At 32.6% G+C, this 22,477-nt stretch carries 17 protein-coding genes; 11 read left to right on the top strand and 6 right to left on the bottom strand.

Annotated elements, in window-relative coordinates; genetic code table 11:
- Nucleotides 1–59 precede the first annotated feature (59 nt).
- Complete coding sequence (locus QLQ96_RS19710) at nucleotides 60–1,295, bottom strand: DUF4374 domain-containing protein (RefSeq protein ID WP_482492736.1); 1,236 nt, start codon at nucleotides 1,293–1,295, stop codon at nucleotides 60–62.
- A gap of 24 nt (nucleotides 1,296–1,319) precedes the next feature.
- Nucleotides 1,320–3,710 carry a TonB-dependent receptor gene (locus QLQ96_RS19715; protein ID WP_482492737.1) on the bottom strand — a complete coding sequence of 797 codons (2,391 nt, stop codon included), beginning with the start codon at nucleotides 3,708–3,710 and terminating at the stop codon, nucleotides 1,320–1,322.
- 107 nt (nucleotides 3,711–3,817) lie between these two features.
- Between QLQ96_RS19715 and QLQ96_RS19720 the strand changes: the two genes are divergently transcribed.
- The 6 genes from QLQ96_RS19720 (at nucleotide 3,818) to QLQ96_RS19745 (ending at nucleotide 9,438) form a co-directional block, all read left to right on the top strand.
- Nucleotides 3,818–4,849 (top strand): helix-turn-helix domain-containing protein, encoded by a 1,032-nt coding sequence (locus QLQ96_RS19720; protein ID WP_482492738.1) that lies wholly within the window; start codon nucleotides 3,818–3,820, stop codon nucleotides 4,847–4,849.
- Between the two features lie 579 nt (nucleotides 4,850–5,428).
- Entirely contained in the window at nucleotides 5,429–5,743 is a 315-nt protein-coding gene (locus tag QLQ96_RS19725; RefSeq protein WP_482492740.1) for a hypothetical protein, read from the top strand.
- Between the two features lie 23 nt (nucleotides 5,744–5,766).
- The gene (locus tag QLQ96_RS19730; protein WP_482492741.1) at nucleotides 5,767–6,327 is read left to right on the top strand and encodes a 2'-5' RNA ligase family protein; all 561 of its coding nucleotides are present in this window, start codon (nucleotides 5,767–5,769) and stop codon (nucleotides 6,325–6,327) included.
- A gap of 270 nt (nucleotides 6,328–6,597) precedes the next feature.
- Nucleotides 6,598–7,521, top strand: coding sequence for a helix-turn-helix domain-containing protein (locus tag QLQ96_RS19735; protein ID WP_482492742.1), 924 nt, complete (start codon nucleotides 6,598–6,600; stop codon nucleotides 7,519–7,521).
- A 329-nt stretch (nucleotides 7,522–7,850) separates the two neighbouring features.
- Nucleotides 7,851–8,573, top strand: coding sequence for an SDR family oxidoreductase (locus tag QLQ96_RS19740; protein WP_482492743.1), 723 nt, complete (start codon nucleotides 7,851–7,853; stop codon nucleotides 8,571–8,573).
- 100 nt (nucleotides 8,574–8,673) lie between these two features.
- Nucleotides 8,674–9,438: an SDR family oxidoreductase gene (locus tag QLQ96_RS19745; protein WP_482492744.1), complete on the top strand. Its 765-nt coding sequence runs from the start codon at nucleotides 8,674–8,676 to the stop codon at nucleotides 9,436–9,438.
- 158 nt (nucleotides 9,439–9,596) lie between these two features.
- On the opposite strand, the gene QLQ96_RS19750 is transcribed toward QLQ96_RS19745, so the two are convergent.
- The 3 genes from QLQ96_RS19750 to QLQ96_RS19760 form a co-directional block, all read right to left on the bottom strand.
- On the bottom strand, nucleotides 9,597–10,070 hold the full coding sequence (locus tag QLQ96_RS19750; RefSeq protein WP_482492746.1) for a hypothetical protein: 474 nt from the start codon (nucleotides 10,068–10,070) through the stop codon (nucleotides 9,597–9,599).
- A 124-nt stretch (nucleotides 10,071–10,194) separates the two neighbouring features.
- On the bottom strand, nucleotides 10,195–10,899 hold the full coding sequence (locus QLQ96_RS19755; protein ID WP_482492748.1) for a LytR/AlgR family response regulator transcription factor: 705 nt from the start codon (nucleotides 10,897–10,899) through the stop codon (nucleotides 10,195–10,197).
- Nucleotides 10,896–11,933, bottom strand: a complete 1,038-nt coding sequence (locus QLQ96_RS19760) for a sensor histidine kinase (RefSeq protein ID WP_482492749.1) — start codon at nucleotides 11,931–11,933, stop codon at nucleotides 10,896–10,898. The genes QLQ96_RS19755 and QLQ96_RS19760 overlap by 4 nt, the downstream gene beginning before the upstream one ends.
- Nucleotides 11,934–12,106: 173 nt before the next feature.
- Between QLQ96_RS19760 and QLQ96_RS19765 the strand changes: the two genes are divergently transcribed.
- The 5 genes from QLQ96_RS19765 (at nucleotide 12,107) to QLQ96_RS19785 (ending at nucleotide 21,852) form a co-directional block, all read left to right on the top strand.
- A complete protein-coding gene (locus tag QLQ96_RS19765; protein WP_482492751.1) occupies nucleotides 12,107–13,492 on the top strand; it encodes a TolC family protein in 1,386 nt (461 codons plus the stop codon).
- Nucleotides 13,493–13,504: 12 nt separating this feature from the next.
- A complete protein-coding gene (locus QLQ96_RS19770; protein WP_482492752.1) occupies nucleotides 13,505–16,789 on the top strand; it encodes an efflux RND transporter permease subunit in 3,285 nt (1,094 codons plus the stop codon).
- On the top strand, nucleotides 16,779–17,867 hold the full coding sequence (locus QLQ96_RS19775; RefSeq protein ID WP_482492753.1) for an efflux RND transporter periplasmic adaptor subunit: 1,089 nt from the start codon (nucleotides 16,779–16,781) through the stop codon (nucleotides 17,865–17,867). Before QLQ96_RS19770 ends, QLQ96_RS19775 begins: the two co-directional genes overlap by 11 nt.
- A gap of 342 nt (nucleotides 17,868–18,209) precedes the next feature.
- Nucleotides 18,210–20,150 carry a hypothetical protein gene (locus QLQ96_RS19780; protein ID WP_482492755.1) on the top strand — a complete coding sequence of 647 codons (1,941 nt, stop codon included), beginning with the start codon at nucleotides 18,210–18,212 and terminating at the stop codon, nucleotides 20,148–20,150.
- The gene (locus QLQ96_RS19785; protein ID WP_482492756.1) at nucleotides 20,143–21,852 is read left to right on the top strand and encodes a hypothetical protein; all 1,710 of its coding nucleotides are present in this window, start codon (nucleotides 20,143–20,145) and stop codon (nucleotides 21,850–21,852) included. Before QLQ96_RS19780 ends, QLQ96_RS19785 begins: the two co-directional genes overlap by 8 nt.
- Before the next feature lie 49 nt (nucleotides 21,853–21,901).
- Here the strand turns inward: QLQ96_RS19785 and QLQ96_RS19790 are convergent, their stop codons facing one another.
- Complete coding sequence (locus tag QLQ96_RS19790; RefSeq protein ID WP_379700309.1) at nucleotides 21,902–22,135, bottom strand: hypothetical protein; 234 nt, start codon at nucleotides 22,133–22,135, stop codon at nucleotides 21,902–21,904.
- Between the last annotated feature and the right edge of the window lie 342 nt (nucleotides 22,136–22,477).

Consider the following 22,477-nt stretch of genomic DNA (forward strand, 5'->3'; position numbering starts at 1 on the left):
AAATAGGATAAATAAAAAAACCGCAAGCCCTCAGAAAATGAGGACTTACGGCAAAAAAATTAGTATTTCAATTTTTGGATTGCAGTAACTTGTCCGCCTTCAACTTTCATACCTTGTGTTGCAACTGCTGTTGAACCATTGATAGTATAAATCCAGTTTCCTTGTGGTGTGTTGATACCAATAATCGCTGAGTTTCCGTCTTCTGTAGCAATATTGTAACGGCTTGTTGCCATTGTAATTGTTTCAGGAGCGTTTGTAACCCATTGAAAAGTTTGGTTGTAAACATCGGCAACGGCCAATTTAACAGCTCCAGTGTTTTTTCCTGCAGTTCCGTACATTAACAATAAGAATTTCCCTTTTGAAATATATGACGTAGAAGAAATTTTATATCCTCCAGATTTTTCTTCAACATTAAAGAAATAAGTCTGATCAAACTCTGTAGTTCCTTTTTTAATTTTTACAACTGCAGAAGGTTTGGTAGAAGTTACAACAGCATTGCTAGTTGCAACAGCTCCAGAGAAACCATAAGCATCCCCATTTTCATCTTGGAATAATCCGTTTGTGAAATAAGCTCCTAAATAACTTGTACGATTATCTTTGATTACTTTCTCTAATTTTAATTCTGGATAATTGTAAACAGCAACCCAAGTACTATCTGGATTTACAGTTCCGAAATTGTCTTTTCCGTCACCTTTAATACTCATATAAGGCATAAATACTTTGTCACCAACTTGAGTAGCCCAAGTAAAGAAAGCTCTTTCCCCGTTTCCTGCAAGTTTTTTTGTATCTTGTTGTGCTTCACCTACGATAATCGCTTTTTCAGCATCAATTTTATACATAGATGCAATTGAAGCATCACCGCTTCTAGGAACTTTAATTGTTAAAACATCATTGTTCACAGCAGCAAAAACGTGAACCGTCTCCGCTTGAAAGTTTGATTTTTTAACTAATTTTCCTTCTGAGTTTAAGTTGTAAGTAGTTACAGCACCAGGATTTCCTTGTCCGTAAAGCAAACTGAAGAAATTGTTTTTCGCAGTGATATAATAACGGTAAGTTCCATCCTGCTCCAATCCATTACCTGTAGTAGTGATAGATCCTGTAGAAATATCATCTGTCGTTAGTAAATAATCTGCAATTCCTTGTGCTCCAGTCGTTGCAGTAATGATATATTTAGTTTTTCCGGTATCGCTTCCTCCTCCAGTATCTTCTCCTGATTTATCCGAATCACTACTGCAAGAAAAAGCTGTAAAAGCTAAAACAGCTGATAATAAAGCTAATGTTGTACTTTTTTTCATTGTATTATGGTGTTTGTATTAAAATTAATTGTTTGATTTACTGAAATAATATCTCAACTTGATATAGAAAGCCCTACTTGGTTTTTGCAATGAAAAATTATCATAAAGCTTGTTGTCTAGAAAGTTTTTGCATTCCAACGCAATGTTGTATTTTCCGTTTGCCATCGTATAAACGGCATTCAAATCATGGCTAAACTGTTGCGGAATTTCTAATTTGCTGTCCTTGCTTCCCATACTTGGCCAAGACAAATAATAGGTATGAACATAAAGCAGATTATAACCTACTGACAGATTGTTTCCTTTCTTCCATACATTATTAAAAAACATTGTAGCATCTGCATTACCAAACAGATAAGGCATATTTGGAATTCTGTCGTTATAAAATGCCGAAACATAATCCTGATTAGGTTCGTACTTTGTTTTGTTTCTAATGTTCTGATAAGTAGCGTTGAAACCGGCTGTAAAACGATTGCCATATGAATATCTAATTTCTCCGTCGATACCATAATTCGTCACTTTTCCCTGATTCACATTTGTAGTCATGGTTTGATTGTTATTCAACGTTGGACGAATAAAATCGACAGCATTTCTATGAAGAAGATTTACATCAAATGATAGCGCATTTTTAATATTAAAACTGGTTTGATAACTTGCTCCAACATTGTAATTGTTACTTGTTTCAGGTTTTAAAGCAAGATTTCCTTCCAAGTTGTCATTTACGTTACCGAAAATCTCTTCTGGAGTTGGAAGTCGGTACGTTTTTTCATAAGAAGCTTTTACTTGAAGATTTGGACGCAAATAATAGCTCGTCGCTCCACCATATCCTGTTGCTGAAGTCTTGTCTATATACAATTGATACGCAATATCTCCCGCATTTCCTGATGGGTTGTAACTTCTTGTGTAAGTAGTTTTTAATGAATAATCTTTTAAGAATACAGACGTACTCCATTTTGAAGTCAAATCTAATTTATAACCTAAACCTAAAACATTTTTCTGCGTTTTTTTAGGCTGTTTATAAACTAATGATTCAGGAACTAATTCATCACTTTCTTTACGATCGAACGTATTGAACGTATTATTCAACATAAAAGAGTGTTTTTCACCAAGCGAATACGTCGCATTTGCTGTAGCAATTCCGTTATTGTTATAGAATTTACGTAGCGTACGGCTTCTTTCTCCACCTGCTCCTTCATACTCCTTGTAATCTCCAAACCAATTGTATCTTCTAAAAACAGTATCAATATTCTGTTCGTAACCAAAATTGTAATTCCCTGTCACATTTACGTTAAGACCTTTTGTAAATAAATCTTTCACCTGATATTTTAAAGTTGGCATAACAATGCTTCCTTTTCTGTAAACCTTCCCAAAAACACTTACCATTCTTGCACCAGTCTGAATATCTGCTTGATTTTCTCCACCTGTAAAACCAATCATCAATTTATCAGCATATTTTTTTCCTGTTATACCAACATTAAAAATTACCGTCTCGTTACGATATTTATCATGAAAACGTCTCACTCTTTGATTAGGAAAATAAGCACCAGTAGTTAAATCGGCTACATCTACATTTACCCAATAATCATTATCTGAATAATTCTGAAAAGCATTAATTTCTGTTGTAAAACCACTTTTAGCCATATAACCAGCATTTATGCTTGAACGATGCGTATTAAAAGATCCAAATGAATAAGATGCATCAACAAAAGTTCTTGGTTTGCTGTTGGTTACAATATTTATTGCACCTCCCAAAGCATCTCCCCCAAGCCAAATCGGCACTACGCCTTTGTAAACTTCTACACGATCGGCAAGATTGATTGGAATATTATTTATTTGAAAAGAAGAACCAAAATTATCCATTGGAACTCCATCAATAAAAACTTTAATCTGATTTCCTGAAAATCCGTTAATCGAAAGCTCTGATCTTGAACCAACTCCACCCGCTTCACGATTACGAACACCAGAAACACGGTCCAAGGCATGCGATAAATCTAGAGTTGAATTATGCAGTTTTTTAGCATCAATTGCAGTTACACTATAAGATTGTTTGTTTACTTTATCTGTTTGTGATCTTCCCAAAACAGTTACACTTTCTAGCTCCTGCAACTCGCTTTCCATTTTAATTGAAACTTCTAAATTCCCTGAAACTTCAATGTGTTTTTTCTGAACTGCAAATCCCATTGCCGAGATTTTTAATGTATGTTTTCCTGATGGTACATTTTTTAAAATATAGTTTCCGTTTTCATCTGAAATAACACTTAAACCTGTTTTTTCGATAACAACTGTTGCGAACGGAATTGTTTCTCCAGAATTTTCAACAACTTTTCCAGACACTTCGAAACCTTGATTTTGTTGAGAAAATGATAAGAACGTGCTTAGAAAAAATAAACTGGCAAATAAAAATTTTTGAGTTGACATATATTTAATTAGACTAATTATAAATAACTTTGCTGCAAAAGTACCATCAACGTCTTTAAAAAAGATAGGGAAAAACGGATTATTATTTTGTAAAAACGGATTATATTTTGAAAATCAAAGCCACACTTCTAAACTCTCAAACGCCTATAATTAAAATTCAAATTGGAGATAAATATTACCCAAAAAGTATTTTAACCGAAGAAAATGTTAATATTCAAAATGAAAATTCAGAGCAAATAATCAGTAGGCATCTCATTACAGAAGGTTTGGTTTTACTTGATACCCAATTTTATTTTTCGAGCTCTAGAACCGTCATTTTTGAAATTGATGAAGAATCAATTGTCATGAATTTTATCTACAGCAGCAATGTAGAAACGCAAATCGATCAATTGGAAAGCGAAAAATATTCTAAAGAAAACACTCATAATGTTTTTTACACGAATAATTTTAAGGGTTCATTCAAAATTCCAGCACACAAACATGTAAATTATATGTCAATAATTCTTTCTAAAGAGTTTTATTACAACATTATAAATGAAGACTGGCAGTTGCATGAAAAATTTTCAAAAAAAATCCTTCAGCAGCAATCTTGCTATTTAACCTCAAAATATCTTCCTTTTACTCCGGCAATTCAGTGGGTAACTTCTGAGATAAAAAACTGTGTGAGAGAAGGTGTTTTAAAAAGAATATATATCGAAAGTAAAATTAAAGAATTGCTTATTCATCAGCTTGAAACATTAATTACCAAACCTTTACCGGCAGAAAAAATCAACGATGAAGATTACAGCAAACTTTTAGAAGCAAAAAAAATATTAGAAAACGATTATAGAAACACACCTACTCTACCAGAACTTTCCAGACTTATTTCGCTCAACGAATTCAAATTAAAAAAAGGCTTTAAAGCTTGTTTTGGAACAACTGTAAAAAGTTATATCATTAAATTAAGAATGGAACACGCCAAAGAATTGTTTCAAAACAAAACGGCTACAGTAAGCGAAACAGCTTATAAATGCGGTTATAAAGATGTTTCACATTTTTCGGCTGCTTTTAAAACCTATTACGGTTTTTCACCTCAAAAGTTCAAAATCAACACCGATATCATTCAGTTTTGGCTGTTTGCTTTTTCACTTATTTTCTAAAAAAAGGGTTCTAAAATTAAGTCCGTCGACTTCATTTTAAAACCCTTAAAAACTAGACATTAATGTATAAATGCAAACTTCTTATACAATTACCCACGATCAAATGAATATGTCAAAATTTAATTCAAAAAAAATGTTTCTCCAAAAAACATGATGTTAAAACTTAAAAATGTTATTCTAAAAAAGGTAAAAACAACATTAGTTTTAAAATTTCAACATGCCAAAAGTAAAACCCTAAAAAGAGAATACCTTACGGTTTTCCTCATTGAATGAAAATTTTAACAACATTAATCGCAGACAAAAACCTTAAGTAATTGTAATGCAAAATAATACCAAAATATACTTTAACTAAATTTTAGCAAAATAAAATATCTTATTCATACATAAACTCGCTAAAAAAAAGTCCAAAAATATATTTTCTTATCCTAGATTAAGTCTATTTTCCGAAAACACTACCTATTTTTGCTACTGATTCAAATTGGACAATAAAAGAATTAGTCAATCAGACAATTTTGAATATCAAAAACTTAGTATCTTAGAAACTCAGTCCCGAAACTTCGGAATAGAACCTGAAAAAAAATGAAAAAATTAGAATTTTTATTACTCGGAAAAAACGAAGCTATTTTAGCTGTTCTACTTCGTCTTGTTAACGCAGATGAAAACTGGAACGCTGTTGCTTTTAACAACGAAAATGAAGCGCAAGAATACTTTCAAACTAATAAAATCGACATTGTACTTTTGAGTTCTGCAATCGAAGATCATGTCGAAAAAGAATTTACTTCTTTCTGCCTTGAACACCAGCCAGATGTTGAAGTAATTGAACATTTTGGAGGCGGAAGCGGTTTGTTGAAATCAGAAATTCTGCATCGATTGCATTTGAAAGGAAAGCTTTAATTTTGCATTTCAAAGCCTTAAAAATGGAGAAAACCTATTCTGTAATTTTCTACTCTAAACCAGTTGTTGATACTGTCAAAAAACTGAAAGATTTTTTGAGAAGTAAAATCAATTGGTACAACAGCTGTAATTCTGAAGCGCATATTACGATTTGCGAATTTAAAATTGACGATTCTCAAATCGATTCCATTAAAAAAAAGCTAATTAAAATCTGTGATACTTTTAAGCCTTCCCAGGTATATTTAGATCATTTTGGTTCTTATGACAATGCCGGAGCTTTTTTTATTGCTCCGAATGAAGAATCCAAAAACAATCTAAAACCAATAATGAAAAAGATTCACGAAACCCTGAAATCTTTAAAACTCAAAAAAAGTGACGATCCGCACATGTCAATCGGACGAAAATTAACTCCCGAAAATCTAAAAATAGCATCTCAGCTTTTCACTACTATTGAAATTGATTTTCTATGCAATGAAATTGTTTTAAGAGAATTTGATCCGATAAAAAAACAGTTTTTCGTAATTGATTCAATTGAATTCGGAAACAATCCTGAGTCTGAATTTGTGCAGGGAAGTTTGTTTTGATTTTGCCACAAAGTCGCTAAGGCACTAAGTTTATTAAACGATATCACTTGTCCTCCTGAGCTAAGTCGAAGGACACACCGTATGGATTTAGCATGAGATCCTTCGACTTCGCTCAGGGAGACATGAATTGTGAATAATAAATCTTGCTAACTTTGCAAATAAACATTGCGTGCTTTGCGGTTAAACCTACTTGAAACCATAAACTTTAAATCAAACAAAAATCAACATTTATTTTTTTCCGTATATTTGAATTTTGCAATTCACTGCTATATGAAATCTCTAGACTCATTTTATAAAGATATTACGGAAGGATCAACCGTTGATCCGAATTCCTTGCTTCCAAATGACATTCAAAAAGAAATCGGACATTTTAATGTTTTTGATATAAAAGAACTTTTGGAACGCATGAAAGGAAAACCTGGAATGCCCTATGACCGCAGAGCTTATTACAAAATAAGTTTAATTAGAGGTCACAATAAAGCAGAATATGCCGACAAAGTAATCGAAATTGAAAAACAGGGATTGTTATTTGCAACACCAAAAATTCCCTACAATTATTTACCTCAAGACACCAATCAAGGCGGGCAGTTTTGTGTTTTTACAAGCGAATTTTTATCTAAAAATAAAAGCGGAATTGACTTAGACGAACTACCGATTTTCGCCTCAGACGGCTATCCGATTTTTCAACTTTCTGACGAAGAAGTTTCAGAAGTAGAATTGATTTTCAATAAAATACAAAAAGAAATTAACTCTGATTATATTTATAAATACGATTTAATTCGAAATTATGTCGCGGAGTTAATTCACTTCGGGCAAAAATTACAGCCTATTACCGCTTTATATTCTAAGCACAATTCGGCCGCGAGAGTTTCTTCTTTATTTGCTGAATTGTTGGAAAGACAATTCCCAATCGAATCGCCAAATCAGCGATTAGAATTGAGAACAGCAAAAGATTTCGCTGCACGTTTATCGGTGCATGTCAATCATTTAAATAAGGTTTTAAAGGAAAACACCGGAAAAACCACCACCGAATTAATTAGCAACCGACTAACAAACGAAGCCAAAATACTTTTAAAGCAGACAGATTGGAACATTTCTGAAATTGCGTATTCTCTTGGTTTTGAAGAACTAGCACATTTCTCAAATTTCTTTAAAAAACAAACTACTTATACGCCGCTTGCTTTCCGTTCATAATTTTAGATTGCAGATTTTAGATTTTCCTTTAAGAACTCAAGTAAAGCTTGTCTTCCTGAGCGGAGTCGAAGGACACGCACAGTGCGGATTTAGCATGAGATCCTTCGACTCCGCTCAGGAGGACATAAAACGAGAATTGGAATTTAGAGTTTTATAGTGTGGTTGCTTCGTTCCTCGCAATGACATAAAATGAGAATTAGAATTTGGCATTTGATTTTTGCAATTTAAATTAATGTGATTTGAATTTCGCAAACATCGATTTGATATTTACAATTCTCGACCACCACTTCGTTTCTAACTTTGTCTCATCAAATTAAAAGATCGAAAAAATGAATTTATCAAACAACAAAATCTTAATAACTGGCGGTGCAAGCGGTATCGGACTTGGACTTGCAGAACGATTCGTTCAAGAAAATAACACCGTAATTATCTGCGGAAGAAGAGCTTCTCTTTTAGAGGAAGTAAAAACAAAATTTCCAACTGTAATTACTAAAGTATGCGATTTGTCTTTAGAAGAAGAACGAATTGCGCTTTACGAATGGACAGCAGCAAATCATCCTGATTTAAATGTTTTAGTAAACAACGCTGGAATTCAAAATTGGATGACGATAACGGATGCTGATTTTTATGAAAACATGAAAAATGAGCTTACTACAAATATTGAAGCCCCTTTGCATTTAACTTCATTATTTATTCAGTTGCCAAATCTAAAAACTGTAATGAATACAACATCTGGACTGGCTTTTTCGCCTTTTGCAAAAGTTCCTGTTTATTCGGCTACAAAAGCGTTTTTCCGCTCGTTTACGCTTTCGCTTCGTCATTTATTAAAGGAGAAAAATATTGAAGTAATCGAAATTATTCCACCAGCACTAAACACAGATTTAGGCGGAATCGGACTTCACGACGCGCATCCAAGTGTGAGCAGTTTTATCGAATCTATTTTCGAACAATTGAAAGAAGGCAAACAAGAATTGACTTTCGGTACAAGCGAAACCAGATTAAACGCAAGCGCAGAAGATTTAAGAAATCATTTTAATGCAATGCATCCATAGTTGTGAAATGTGAAATGTAAAATGACATACATTCTCAATTTTCACATTTCACATTTCACATTTTACAAATAACACAATTAACAATTAACAATTAAAAAATATGGCAGTAAACACAAAAATAGCTCTAGTTACAGGTGGTAGCAGAGGTTTAGGGAAAAACATGGCAATAGCAATTGCAAAAAAAGGATTGGATGTAATTATCACTTACAACAGTAAAAAAGACGAAGCTGACGCTGTGGTTTTAGAAATTGAAAGTTTGGGGCAAAAAGCAGCTGCGTTACAATTAAACGTTGCAGAATCAAGCACTTTTGATGCTTTCTTTGAAGAAGTAAAAACCGTTTTGAAAGATACTTTTAAAACAGACAAATTTGACTTTTTAATTAACAACGCTGGAATCGGAATTCACAATTCTTTCATCGGAACAACTGAAGCGGAATTTGACACGTTGACTAATATTCAATTTAAAGGTCCATTTTTCTTAACTCAAAAAGGACTTAACGTAATGAATGACGGCGGCGGAATTGTAAACATTTCAACTGGTTTAGCTAGATTTTCATTCCCAGGTTACGCAGCTTATGCATCTATGAAAGGTGCAATGGAAACTTTGACAAAGTATCAAGCAAAAGAATTAGGCGCAAGAAAAATTAAAGTTAATATTGTTGCTCCTGGTGCTATCGAAACAGATTTTGGAGGCGGTGTCGTTCGTGATAACGAGCAAATGAATCAGCAAATTGCTTCTGTAACAGCTTTAGGAAGAGTTGGCCTTCCTGACGATATTGGAGGTGTTGTTGCCTTTTTATGTTCAGAAGATGCAGTCTGGGTAAACGCTCAAAGAATTGAAGTTTCTGGAGGAATGATGCTTTAAAAGTTTCAAGTTTCAAGTTTCAAGTTTCAGGTTTCAGGTTTAAACGTGCAACCTGAAACTTGAAACCTGAAACAAAAAAACATAAAAAACAAAACCCGATAAGCTTTAAAAACTTATCGGGTTTGTCATTTCAAATAATATTTGAATTAGTAAAATCTTTAATTCTTTTCTACTGAAACATCAAATTTGCCTTCTTTATCGAAAACAACGTCGTAAAATTTGGTATCTTTTGTTACGCCAACTTCATAAGTTGTTTTGTTTTTATCATCAACTACTTTTGCGATTTCTAGAATTGCTTTCGCTTTGTAATTCTTTTTTAGGTAAGACTGCGCTTTTATTGGAAGATCTCTAAACGGAATCTGCAATTCAAAAGCTTTCATGTTTCCTAAATTATCATAAATCGCAACCGCTTTGGTCGTGTCGTTTACATTATATCGTGCTTCAAATCTAATTTCATCTGCATCATCCCCAACATATTCTTCAGACCAAACGGGCACTTTTCCTGCGTATTCTTTTTCAAAAGCAAATCGAACCTTTTCTGGAGGTGTGATTACTTTTTTCATATTCGTTCCTTCTTGCGCAATTAAAAAACTACTGCATAAAAAAGCAAAAGACAAAAGCACGTTTTTCATAGTTTCATTTTTTTAATTAAACTTCAAACAACGTATTAAATTTACTACTTTTTTATTAAGATAATATGAAGAAGCAAAGTTTTTTCATTAACATTCAAAACTGCTTTTAAATCAAGTCCTTTAATCAAATTTCAAGCTTTTTCAATCTATCTGTTAATTCTCTTTTATAGGTAATTCCGATCGGGATTCTTTCGTTTTTAATAACGACAAAATCTTTTTCAGTTCCATCTATTTTGTCTAAAGCAACGATATATGATTTATGAATCCGCATAAAACTCTTTTCTGGCAGACATTTTTCAAATTCCGTTGTAGTTATAGAAGCCAGATAAGTTCTTTTGATCGTATGAAGTTTGACGTAATTTCCAAAACTCTGAGCAAATAGAAGCTGGTCCAATTCGATATTCATCAAATAACCATCAACTTTTACATTGACAGAATTTACTGTTTCTTCTGCTTTTTGCTTCACACTTTCTGTAGCAAAAAAACGATCGATTGCTTTTAGAAATCTTGGAAAAAAAATCGGTTTCAGCAAATAATCAATTACACCATAATCGTAGCTTTCTAAGGCAAATTCAGAATAAGCTGTAGTTAAAATTGTTTTAGGATGCGTTGGAAGGATTTTAAGCAATTCCATTCCTGAAATCTCAGGCATGTTGATATCTAAAAACATCAAGTCTACTGGATTTTCTCTAAGATAATTCATTGCTTCTATGCCATTATAACCTTGAAAAACCAATTCTAACTGCGGATTCTGCTTGATATAATTAGCTAAAACATAATGCGCTGCGGGTTCATCATCTACGATTATACATTTCTTTGTTTCTTTCATCCTACAAACTTTTTAAGTTGTATTTCTAAATCCACAACATAGATTTGTTTGTCGTCCTGAATGTCTAATTTATAGTCTTTTCCATAAATTAAATTCAATCTTTCAATTGTATTTTTCAATCCAATTTTAGTTGAAACCACATCTGTCTTCTTCGGAATTGAATTTGTAACATGAAGATGCAACAATCCATTTTCTACAGAAATCGTAATATTGACAAAGCACTTTTCTATGGCACAAGTTCCGTGTTTAAAGGCATTTTCGATAAATGCAATTAAAAGCATCGGCGAAATTTTATACGTATAATCTTTATCAACATTACTTTCAAAAGTGATATCACAACGATAACCAACACGTTCTTTTTCAAGCTGAACGTAACTGTTTATAAATTCCAATTCGTCTTCTAAAGAAACACATTGTTTGCTGTTACTTTCTAATTGATAACGCATTAGCTGCGAAACTTTCATAATTAAATCGGGCGTTCTTTCAGGAAATTCCAAACTGATTCCGTAAAGTGTATTAAAAGTATTGAACAAAAAATGCGGATTTAATTGTCCTTTCAATGAATTCAATTGCATTTGATTGAACAATAAAGCCGCATCGGTTTGTTTTCTATGAATACGATAAAACTTAAACACAATAATCGGACTCAAAATGCAGACCAAAGTTCCTAAAACGCTTGCCAATTGATAGGCATAACTTCTCTGATGTGAATTTTGATACAAATGACATTTAGCAAACATGTCCATCATTGTAATTTCATAAAGCAAAACCGAAAAAACAAAAACTCCAAACAGCGTTAAAATGATATAAGTAAAAGGTTTATTGGCTTTGAATAAAATTGGAAGTAAAAAGAAACGGTTAAACTGCGCGTGCAGGTATAAAATGCAATAGAAAAACACACCCATTAAGATAGATGTGAATGAACTAATGAGCATCCAATCGTTTTTTAAGGTATAAATGGTAAAGGAAAAAAGGATAACAGCAACTTCTTGCCACCATTTGTTATCCAGTATATTATCAATTTTTTTGTTCATTCTTAATTGTGAAATAGGTTACAAAGTACGAACAAATATTTAATTATTTTTTTCAAAAAATGACCAATTCAATTCGTCATTTACTAGTGCAGTACATCACTTAACCTGACTTTTATCAGCAGAAGAGAAATAAATTTGTTCCATCAAAACATTCTATTTCACACCTTGAGTTTATGTATTTCAAAAAAATTACCTTTTTATTTTTATTGATTTTTGCCTCAATCGGTTATGCTCAAACCCTGTCTTTAAAAGAAGCAGTAAAAACAGGTCTTGAAAACTACGGTTCTATCCGAGCAAAAAACAATTACACCAATGCATCAAAAGAGACGCTGAAACAATCTCGTCGTGATTACCTGCCGAACTTAAATTTATCGGCGCAACAGGATTACGGAACTGTAAACGGACAAAACGGGCCGCTTTACGGATTCGGAGGTTTAGGAGTTGCTTCATCTGGTTTGCCTCTTCCAGAGCAAAACTGGAATTCGGCGTTTGGTGCGCTTTACTTAGTCAACATGAACTGGGATTTTTTCACTTTCGGAAAAACACAGGAAAAAATCAATTTATCTAAAATTGATGTTCAGGCTAAAGAAAAAGATTTAGAGCAGGAAAAATTTCAACAGGAAATTAAAATTTCAGCTGCTTATCTAAATTTATTAGCAAGTCAGCGCTTACTGATTTCGCAAGTAAAAAATCTTTCTCGCGCAGAAATTTTCAAGAAAACAGCTGTAGCCAGAGTTAAAAACGGTTTATTGGCCGGTGTAGATTCTACCTTGGCAACTGCCGAAGTTTCTAAAGCTAAAATGGCTTTAAACCTTGCTAAGAATTTCGTTAAAGAACAAAACAACAAATTAGTTGATTTAATGGGAGTTGCTCCACAAGATTTTGTTACAGATACCCTTTTTGTAACTCAGATTCCAAAAGAGTTGGTGACAAAAGAAATCGCAGGAGACAGCCTTCACCCTTTATTGCAATTCTACAAAACGAAAATCGATTACAGCAACCAGCAGGTTAAATTGTATAAGAGATTTTATTATCCAACGATGAGCGCTTTTGGTGTTTTACAAACAAGAGCTTCAGGGTTTGATTCTTCTTATGCAACCAATCAAAACGCTTTTACAAGAAATTATTGGGATGGCGTAAATCCGGATCGTACCAATTATTTAGTGGGAGTTGGAATTACTTGGAATTTAACTACTCCATTTAGATCAAGCAAACAAGTAAGTTCTCAAAAATATGTTTCTCAAGCATTGCAAGAAGAATACAATCAAGCAGATAGAGAATTGAAATCTCAATTGGCTTTCGCCGAAGATAAAATCAAAATTACTTTGGAAAACTATGCAGAAGCACCAATTCAAGTTGATGCAGCGCAGAGAGCTTACACGCAAAAATCTGCTTTATACAAAAATGGTTTAACCGATTTAACTGATTTAACGCAAACTATTTACACTTTAAATCGTGCTGAAATCGATCGAGATATTGTCAATAATAATGTGTGGCAATCGTACTTATTGAAAGTCGCTGCAACAGGAAATTTTGACTTATTTATAAATGAATTTTAATTATAAATCCTAATGAATTTAATACGTTTTGCACTCCGCAAACCCATTTCTATATTAGTATTAGTTGCGGGTCTATTTTTCTTCGGAATTGGTGCCATCAAAGACATTAAGGTAGATATTTTACCAAAAATGAATTTGCCGGTTATCTATATCGCGCACCCGTTTGGAGGTTACACGCCAGACCAGATGGAAGCTTATTTTGCCAAAAACTACGTCAACGTTTTACCTTTCTCGAACGGCATCAAATCGGTTGAAACCAAAAATATTCAAGGGTTAATGATTATGAAATTAACCTATTACGAAGGAACAAATATGGCTCAGGCTGCTGCCGAGTTAAGTGCGCTTTCGAACAGAATTCAGGCGGTTTTTCCTCCGGGTACACAGCCACCGTTTATCATTCGTTTTGATGCTTCTTCACTACCGATCGGACAATTGGTTTTGAGCAGTAAAATTAGATCAAACAACGAACTGCAAGATTTAGCTAACGTTTACGTTCGTGCTTCGTTTACTTCAATTCCTGGTTTATTGTCTCCGGCGCCCTTCGGCGGAAGCCCAAGAACGATTGAGGTTAACGTAGATCCAGATTTATTGCGTTCTCATAATATGACGCCAGATCAGATTGTTGAAGCAATTCGTTTGAACAACCAAACGGCTCCTTCTGGAAACGTTCGTATAGGCGACAAAAATTATATTACACCTACCAATAATACAATTAAAGAAGTTAAAGATTTTGAACAGATTCCGATCTTCAAAGGCGGTGTTCAAAACTTAAAATTAGGCGATGTTGCATCTGTAAAAGATGGTGCCGATATTACGGCAGGTTATGCTTTAGTAAACGGAAAACGTTCGGTTTATATTAGTATTGCAAAAGCGGGAGATGCTTCGACTTGGGATGTAGTTCAGAAATTAAAATCGGAATTGCCTAAAATTCAAAGTACACTTCCTGAAGACGTAAAATTATCTTATGAATTTGACCAGTCGGTTTATGTAATCAACTCGGTTAAAAGTTTGATTACTGAGGGAATTATCGGTGCGGTTTTAACCGGATTAATGGTAATGCTTTTCCTTGGAGACCGTCGTGCGGCGTTAATCGTAATTATGACGATCCCGATTTCGATTATTTCTGGGGTTTTATTCTTGAAATTATTCGGACAAACAATCAACTTAATGTCGTTGTCAGGGTTAGCTCTAGCAATTGGTATTTTGGTGGATGAAAGTACCGTAACGATCGAAAACATTCACCAGCATCTCGACATGGGAAAACCAAAAGCACTCGCCATTTGGGACGCCTGTCAGGAAATTGCTTTGCCTAAATTATTGATCCTACTTTGTATTCTAGCTGTATTTGCACCAGCATTTACAATGGTTGGTATTCCGGGAGCGTTGTTTTTGCCTTTAGCTTTGGCAATTGGTTTTTCAATGGTTATTTCATTTTTATTATCTCAGACTTTTGTTCCTGTAATGGCCAACTGGATGATGAAAGACCACGTAAAACATGATCATACACCTGAAATTACAGACGATGAAGCAGAATTTAAAGCCTGCGGATTAACGCCTGAATCGGAGCAAAATTTAATTGGTCAGAAAAAGGATTTGGTGGAAAGAACCGATTTCAATGATGACGGAAAAGTTTCTGGTTTCGAAAAATTCAGAAATCGTTTTATGCGAACTTTAGATCGTTTGTTTGTACACAAAAAAGCAACGAGTATCGTTTATTTGGTTGTCGCAACGCTTTTGGCAATTGTCTTCCTTAATTTTATCGGAAAAGATGTTTTTCCGAGAACAAACTCTAGCCAATTTCAGTTGAGAATGCGCGCCGCAGATGGAACGCGTTTGGAAAGAACTGAAGAACAAGCCCGAATTGTTTTAAGAGAAATAGAACAAAAAGTTGGTAAAGAACATATCGGAATTTCATCTGTTTATGTGGGTCAGCACCCTTCTCTATTCTCAATTAACCCGATTTATTTGTTTATGGCGGGTTCTCATGAAGCGGTTTTCCAAGTGAGTTTGAAAGACTATGAGGCAGACATGGATGATTTTAAAGATGACTTGAGAGCAAGAATTAAAAAAGTTTTGCCTGATACTAAAGTTTCTTTCGAACCAATCGAATTGACAGATAAAGTTTTAAGCCAAGGTTCTCCTACTCCAATCGAAATTCGAGTGGCTGGAAAAGACAAAAAACGCAATGAATTATTCGCCACACAAATTGTAGATAAATTAAAAGCAATATCCTATTTCAGAGACGTACAAATTGGTCAGCCAATTCATTATCCTGCAATGAATATTGATATTGACAGAACTCGTGCAGCCGAATTAGGTGTTGACATGAATGATATTTCACGTTCGCTTGTCGCTTCGACTTCATCTTCACGTTATACAGAAAAAAATAACTGGGTTGATGAAAAAGCAGGATTATCGTATTCTGTTCAGGTTCAAGTTCCTTTGAATAAAATGAAAAGCAAAACTGATATTGGAGAAATTCCAGTATTGAAAAACTCGCTTCGTCCTGTTTTGAGTGACGTTGCCAAAATTACACCGGGCTTTGTAAGTGGTGAAAATGACAATTTAGGGGCTATGCCATACATTACCGTTACTGCAAACATCTATCAAACCGATTTAGGTACTGCATCAAAAGATGTGAGCAAAACAATTAGTTCATTGGGCGAATTACCTCGTGGTTTGTTTATCACGCCAATTGGACTAAGTACTGTATTGACTGAAACATTAAGCAGTTTGCAAACAGGATTATTGGTTGCCGTTTTTGTAATCTTCTTAATGTTGGCCGCTAATTTCCAATCGTTCAAAGTTTCGTTAGTAATCTTAACGACAGTTCCTGCGGTAGTTTTAGGATCTTTATTAATGCTAACGCTAACAGGTTCTACGTTGAACTTACAATCATATATGGGAATCATCATGTCGGTTGGGGTTTCTATTGCCAACGCCGTACTTTTGGTGACCAATGCCGAACAATTGCGTAAAATAAATGGAAATGCCTTAGAATCGGCTCGTGAAGCGGCTGCGTTGCGTCTTCGTCCAATTATCATGACTTCGGTTGCGATGATTGCGGGAATGTTGCCAATGGCAATCGGACACGGCGAAGGAGGCGATCAGGTTTCTCCATTAGGAAGAGCGGTTATCGGTGGACTATTATTTTCTACTTTTGCCGTATTATTGATCCTTCCGCAGATATTTGCGTGGGCACAAGAAAAAACATCGACACAATCTGTTTCTTTAGATCCTGAAGACGAAGAAAGCATCCATTATATCTCATCATTAAAACCAAAAAATGAAAAGTAATATTATAAAATCATCTGCATTATTATTTACAGCATTAGTTGTATTAAGCGGTTGCGAAAAGAAAAAAGAAGAAACTGCGAAAGCAGAAATCGAACCTAAAGTTGAAACTTTCCTTTTATCGAAAGAAAAACTAACAACAGAGTTACGTTTGCCAGCTGAATTAACAGGTTTTCAACAAGTTGATTTGTATGCAAAAGTGAGCAGTTTCGTAAAAACATTAAAAGTAGATATTGGTTCTAAAGTTAAAAAAGGACAGCTTTTAATTGTTTTAGAAGCGCCAGAAATCAGTTCGCAATTGGCTGCTGCCGAATCTAGATTGAAATCTATGGAAGCGATTTATGCAACCAGCAAAAGCACTTACAACCGTTTGTACGAAACAAGCAAAGTGGAAGGAACGATTTCTAAAAACGATTTAGAAATGGCAAGCGGTAAAAAGAATTCTGATTACGCACAATATCAAGCTGCAATTGCGGCTCATAAAGAAGTGGCGATTATGAGAGGATATTTAGAAATTCGTGCTCCTTTTGATGGCATTGTAGCGGCTAGAAATGTGAATTTAGGAACATTTGTTGGTCCAGCAGGTAAAGGTTCAGATTTGCCTTTATTAACGATTCAGGAGCAATCTAAATTACGTTTGGCGGTTTCTGTTCCAGAATTGTACACAGGATATTTGCATGCAGGAGACGAAATGAGTTTTAATGTAAAATCGTTGCCTGACACTTTCTCAGCAAAAATTACCAGAATGTCTGGTGCTTTAGATTTAAAACTTCGTTCTGAAAGAGTTGAAATGGATGTTCACAACACCAAAGGAAATTTATTGCCTGGAATGGTTGCCGAAGTTTTATTACCGCTTAACGCGAAAGACAGCACGTATGTAGTTCCAAAATCGGCAGTAGTAAGTTCTGCAGAAGGAATTTATGTGGTAAAAGTAGTAAACCACAAAGCAACAAGAGTTGATATTAAAAAAGGAAGAGAAATCGAAGATAAAATCGAAATTTTCGGTGACTTAAACCCGCAAGATAAACTGGTAAAAATCGCCAGCGAAGAAACTAAAGAAGGCGATGTCATAAACGAATAACCTGCGTTTAGTCTTCTTTTTAGTAGATTACCAATTACCGTACGCATTCTTCGGAGTGCAAATCTAAAATTTGCCTTAACAGCCCTCTATTAATTTAGAGGGCTGTTTTTTTATATGCAAAAAATTATGTTCCACTTCCTAATTTTTAATTGTTACTGCATTATTACAAAAAAACATCTTGAATCTTCTAAAAATTTTGAGAGTGTTTTTTTCTGTAGATTACGTAAAAACACCTATAAATATATTTAATTTAAATGGATATATTTGATCGTAAAATAATCTTTTAATTTCTAATTTATAAAATTGCTTAAACTTAAAATAACACAAGCCTAAATTGAAATAATGGATAAAAATCTATCTAAACTAATAAATTTAATCATTGATCAGAAAAAATTGCAATTTCCAGAGTCAGAAGTAAACTTTGACAATTCCTTATTTGAAAAAGCGATTTTAAAATTAGAATACAAAAAAGTTTTAATAATTGATTACGGCAGTATAATTGAAGATTTTTTAGATATCTATAAACAAAAGCTAAATTTTAAAAGTTCAGCTAAGTTTATTGATATTGTAGAATTTATAAAAGAATTAAAAGAAGATTTTCTAGCCGAGGGGTATGTATATGATTTTCTTACACTAGAAAAGAAAATATGGAAAACTTTTATATTAGAATTTAATGCAAAATACAAATGTTCATTTGATAATTTTTTAAATTCACTTGATAAAGAAAATAAATCTGATATGATATTTCTATTCATAGAAGCTTATTCAGAAGCTTTACCTCTTTTAGAAATTCCCCCTTTGACTATATATGAGAATTCTATGATTTTAATGGAATTCGCTAAAAGTGATGCACAATATAACATACCTCTTGGAAGTATATTAAATGGTATTAAAAATACATGTAAGACGAATTATGATGTGGGATTGTTTCTTTTATCAAAATCGATAAATATTGATGAGGATAAAGAAAGTTTTTTATCTGCTGTTATAGCTGGTATTTCCGAAAGCAAAAGAAATGAATTTTACAATCCTACATTAAAAGATTTAGTAAATAAGCAAAATAAATTAAACGCAATCTTCCACGGCTTATCCAATATTTACGAACTAGAACAAACTGAATGTGAGTTATTTTTAGACTTTGTCAAAACACATAAATCTAATCCGTCATTAATTTTATCATTATCATCTCTCCTTATTTCAATCTTAAAATCAAATCAAATTAATTATCATAAATCCTGTTTTGATGAATTGAGTTTAATAATAGAAGATGAGCTAGTAGTTAATTATATTTTAAATAATTTAAATCAAATTAATAATTATGATCAAGAAAAAACAGAGCTTATTCTTAAAATAATTAGTCAAGAATATTTCTCAATTGAAAAACATATAAATTCTATTAGTAATTGTTTTTGGGATTTAAAAGAAATTGAATCCTTTAAAAAAGTAGTTCTTGCTATAATTGAAAAGAAACCTTTTAAATCATTTTGCAAAGCATTTGCTTCGTATTTCTCCGAAATGAATCAAATCAAATTAGATGAATTTATAATTGAACTATTAACAGATAATTTGGCTAGTAAAAGAATTGTCGGGGTAGATTTTTTTGACGAGCTTTCCAATTATTCTCCATATAAATTTATTAAAAACTTATTAGAACTTCCATCATTTATCCAATATAAACTATGGGTTTCTTTAACTTTAGATTTTCATCAACCTAAAAATAGATTAATTGCTTTGTTACCTCTTTTAGAATCAAAAAGTAATTGGGTAAAGATTAGTTTTATATGTAAATTACAAGCCCTTTCAGAAGATTATGGTGGGCTCATAACAAAAATACTTCAAGAAAATCTTGATCTTAACAGACCCGAAAACATTGAAGTAATCGAAAAGATTTCTACTTATATTGAAATGTTTTATGATGAAAATATTAATATTAAAAATTCAATAAATGAAATTAATCCTTTTTATACCCATTATAAAGAAATAAAAATTTTCGATGAGTTATTTTCAAAAAAAATGAGCGAATCAATAAGTAAAGGAGCCACTGAAAATAGCTTGCTAGGTCAATTAGGAATAAATACTGTTCAACTTTCAAAAGGTGGAGGATGGAGATTTGGAGCAAATGAAAAGATTTCACAATTAAGTAAAATCGAATCAAGTTTTTCACTGCCTAGAAGTTATTTTATTAATCCAGATATGTTTGAATTAGAAAAAGATTATTTAATCAAAGAAGATTGGAATGATAATGAATTTATAGAAATTAAATCCTATCTTGAAAATGAGTAGTAATAGTTTGATTGTTCGAGAATATTTATCTTCACTTAAAGAAGATCAGGAATTAGATTATCTATTTCCTATTGTTTTAAATCTTATGGGGTTTAGAATAATTCAAACTGCAAAAGATTCAAAAGGTCAATCGCAGTATGGCAAAGACATTATTGCTATTGGCAAAGATGAAAAAGGAATTAAATATAAGTGGTATTTTGAACTAAAAGGATATTCTGATAAAGATATATCAATTACCAATTTTTCAAAGTCTGATGGAATTAGAGAGTCTATTTTAGAAGCAAAATATAGCATTTTTAACGACTCTACAATTCCTGAATTCAATGATTTACCTAAAAAAATCGTCATTGTTCACAATGGTGTACTGAAAAGTAATTTTAGAAACACATTTGAGGGATTTATATCTCAGGAATTTAGTGATGGAGAATTTGAAAGATGGGATATATATTATTTAACAGATATATTTAGTCAATATCTATTCAATGAATATCTACTTTCTGATGATGCAAGTAATAAATTATTAAAAAAGACATTAGCATTTCTAGATTCTCCAGATAATAATTATAAAGAATTCAAAGAATTAGTTAATATCCAATTTAACAAAGTAAATGATGTAAAAAGTAGAGCTTTTAATAAACTTTTCGCAACATTAAATCTTTTAAATTCATTAGTCTATCACTATAGTAATGAAAATAATTATTTGGTTCCTTCAAAAGAGTGTTCTAAAATTTTAGTTTTAAAAACATGGCATTGGATAGTCGAAAATGATTTAGAACAAAAGCAACCAGTTGTAAAAGAATTCAAAAAATTACTAAAAGGACAATATAATATTTTTAATAAATATTTTAGTAAAACATTCCCTATTGCAAAAATAGAAAACGGTCTTTTCTCTGAAAATGGAGCTTTTTTTGAAAGGATTGGTTATCCTTTAAGATGTTTTGAATATTTAGATGATCTGATTTATTATTGCAGATTAAGACAATGTATCTTTAAATCTTATAATTCCGAAAAATTAATAAACAAACAAAAGGACTTATTAATAGAAATCATTGAGAATAATAATGGTTTTAATAAACCAATAATTGACAATCACTCTATACCCATAATTCAACTACTTTTATTCTTTACAGACAACGGTCATTTAAGAGAAAAAGATGTGAATTTTTTGCATAATCACTTTCAACAAATTATTACTCATTTAAAAATTGAAAAAATAAGACATAAAAGACATCCAGAATTAGGCAACAGACTAAATCTTCTCATTGAATTTTTGGCAACTGGTGTTAAACCTCAAGAATATTGTGATAGCTCTTCGGTCTTAATTGCAACACTATTAGAGATCTCTGCTATTTTTGATTCGGAAGATTTTTTTTCTCAAATTTTATCATTCATTGACGATAACTTAAGCCTACAAATAGTTTCAATTGATTTTAACACCAACGATGTTGAAAAGCTTTTATTTCAAAAAAACTTGCATAAGGAATATTATGTCGATTGTATTGAAAGAGTTCAGGATGGTTTAAAATTACTTAAAAAGGATGCCAATTTTAATGATTTTAAGAAATCAATTCTAGAGAAAAGAAAAGAATGTTATTCTTACAAAACTGACAAATTAGGAATTTCATGTATTAGATATTTATCTCATAGTTTTTTTAAGAATGAGATATTACCTGAAGAATGGAGAAAATTAATTGAAAGCTAATAAAAAACCTCGATCCTTAAAAAAATCGAGGTTTTTCCATTTTATAAACTTACTCCTCCCTCAAATAAGGATTCAAAATCTCCGCCAATTCATTGACCCAATAATAATTGTCTTCGAAATTTGTTAGTCCAATTTGGAGGGTTTCGTGTTGTCGCATTACACCGAGCGCTAAAATGCAGTTTACTTGTCTTAAGATTTTAGCCATATCTTCGGGATCGATAATATGGTTAAAAAAATCAATCAGCCTTGTTTCGGCTTCTTTGGAAAGGGTGTTTGTTTTCATAAAGTGAAGAATTTAAGAAAAACCCTCGTGCCTTAGCAGTCTTACGCTTCTTCACGGCGTCAAAGTCCTTTCGGAGCTTTACTACATAGCACAAGGGCAAATTTTGATGCGTTCTTAATGTGAAGATTTAAGAACTACAAATATAGGAAAATTCTTTGTTTTTATATTCTTTTTCTTACAACTAATTTATGTTCTTTAACAAATATACTAAATCTATATTTCGGCAAGCATTTATCACATTTTTGTCATTTCGACGGAGGAGAAATCACACTAGAAACTCCGTACAGAATGTCGCCAATCTTTGTCGATTAGCAAGTGTGATTTCTCGTTCCTCGAAATGAT

The organism is Flavobacterium sp. B167r (assembly GCF_056824315.1).

Coding starts and splice junctions, on each gene's coding strand:
- QLQ96_RS19785 (WP_482492756.1), top strand. CDS start 20,143: ATGAGTAGTAATAGTTTGATTGTTCGAGAATATTTATCTTCACTTAAA.
- QLQ96_RS19730 (WP_482492741.1), top strand. CDS start 5,767: ATGGAGAAAACCTATTCTGTAATTTTCTACTCTAAACCAGTTGTTGAT.
- QLQ96_RS19770 (WP_482492752.1), top strand. CDS start 13,505: ATGAATTTAATACGTTTTGCACTCCGCAAACCCATTTCTATATTAGTA.
- QLQ96_RS19740 (WP_482492743.1), top strand. CDS start 7,851: ATGAATTTATCAAACAACAAAATCTTAATAACTGGCGGTGCAAGCGGT.
- QLQ96_RS19745 (WP_482492744.1), top strand. CDS start 8,674: ATGGCAGTAAACACAAAAATAGCTCTAGTTACAGGTGGTAGCAGAGGT.
- QLQ96_RS19765 (WP_482492751.1), top strand. CDS start 12,107: ATGTATTTCAAAAAAATTACCTTTTTATTTTTATTGATTTTTGCCTCA.
- QLQ96_RS19710 (WP_482492736.1), bottom strand. CDS start 1,295: ATGAAAAAAAGTACAACATTAGCTTTATTATCAGCTGTTTTAGCTTTT.
- QLQ96_RS19760 (WP_482492749.1), bottom strand. CDS start 11,933: ATGAACAAAAAAATTGATAATATACTGGATAACAAATGGTGGCAAGAA.
- QLQ96_RS19750 (WP_482492746.1), bottom strand. CDS start 10,070: ATGAAAAACGTGCTTTTGTCTTTTGCTTTTTTATGCAGTAGTTTTTTA.
- QLQ96_RS19715 (WP_482492737.1), bottom strand. CDS start 3,710: ATGTCAACTCAAAAATTTTTATTTGCCAGTTTATTTTTTCTAAGCACG.
- QLQ96_RS19775 (WP_482492753.1), top strand. CDS start 16,779: ATGAAAAGTAATATTATAAAATCATCTGCATTATTATTTACAGCATTA.
- QLQ96_RS19780 (WP_482492755.1), top strand. CDS start 18,210: ATGGATAAAAATCTATCTAAACTAATAAATTTAATCATTGATCAGAAA.
- QLQ96_RS19725 (WP_482492740.1), top strand. CDS start 5,429: ATGAAAAAATTAGAATTTTTATTACTCGGAAAAAACGAAGCTATTTTA.
- QLQ96_RS19790 (WP_379700309.1), bottom strand. CDS start 22,135: ATGAAAACAAACACCCTTTCCAAAGAAGCCGAAACAAGGCTGATTGAT.
- QLQ96_RS19735 (WP_482492742.1), top strand. CDS start 6,598: ATGAAATCTCTAGACTCATTTTATAAAGATATTACGGAAGGATCAACC.
- QLQ96_RS19755 (WP_482492748.1), bottom strand. CDS start 10,899: ATGAAAGAAACAAAGAAATGTATAATCGTAGATGATGAACCCGCAGCG.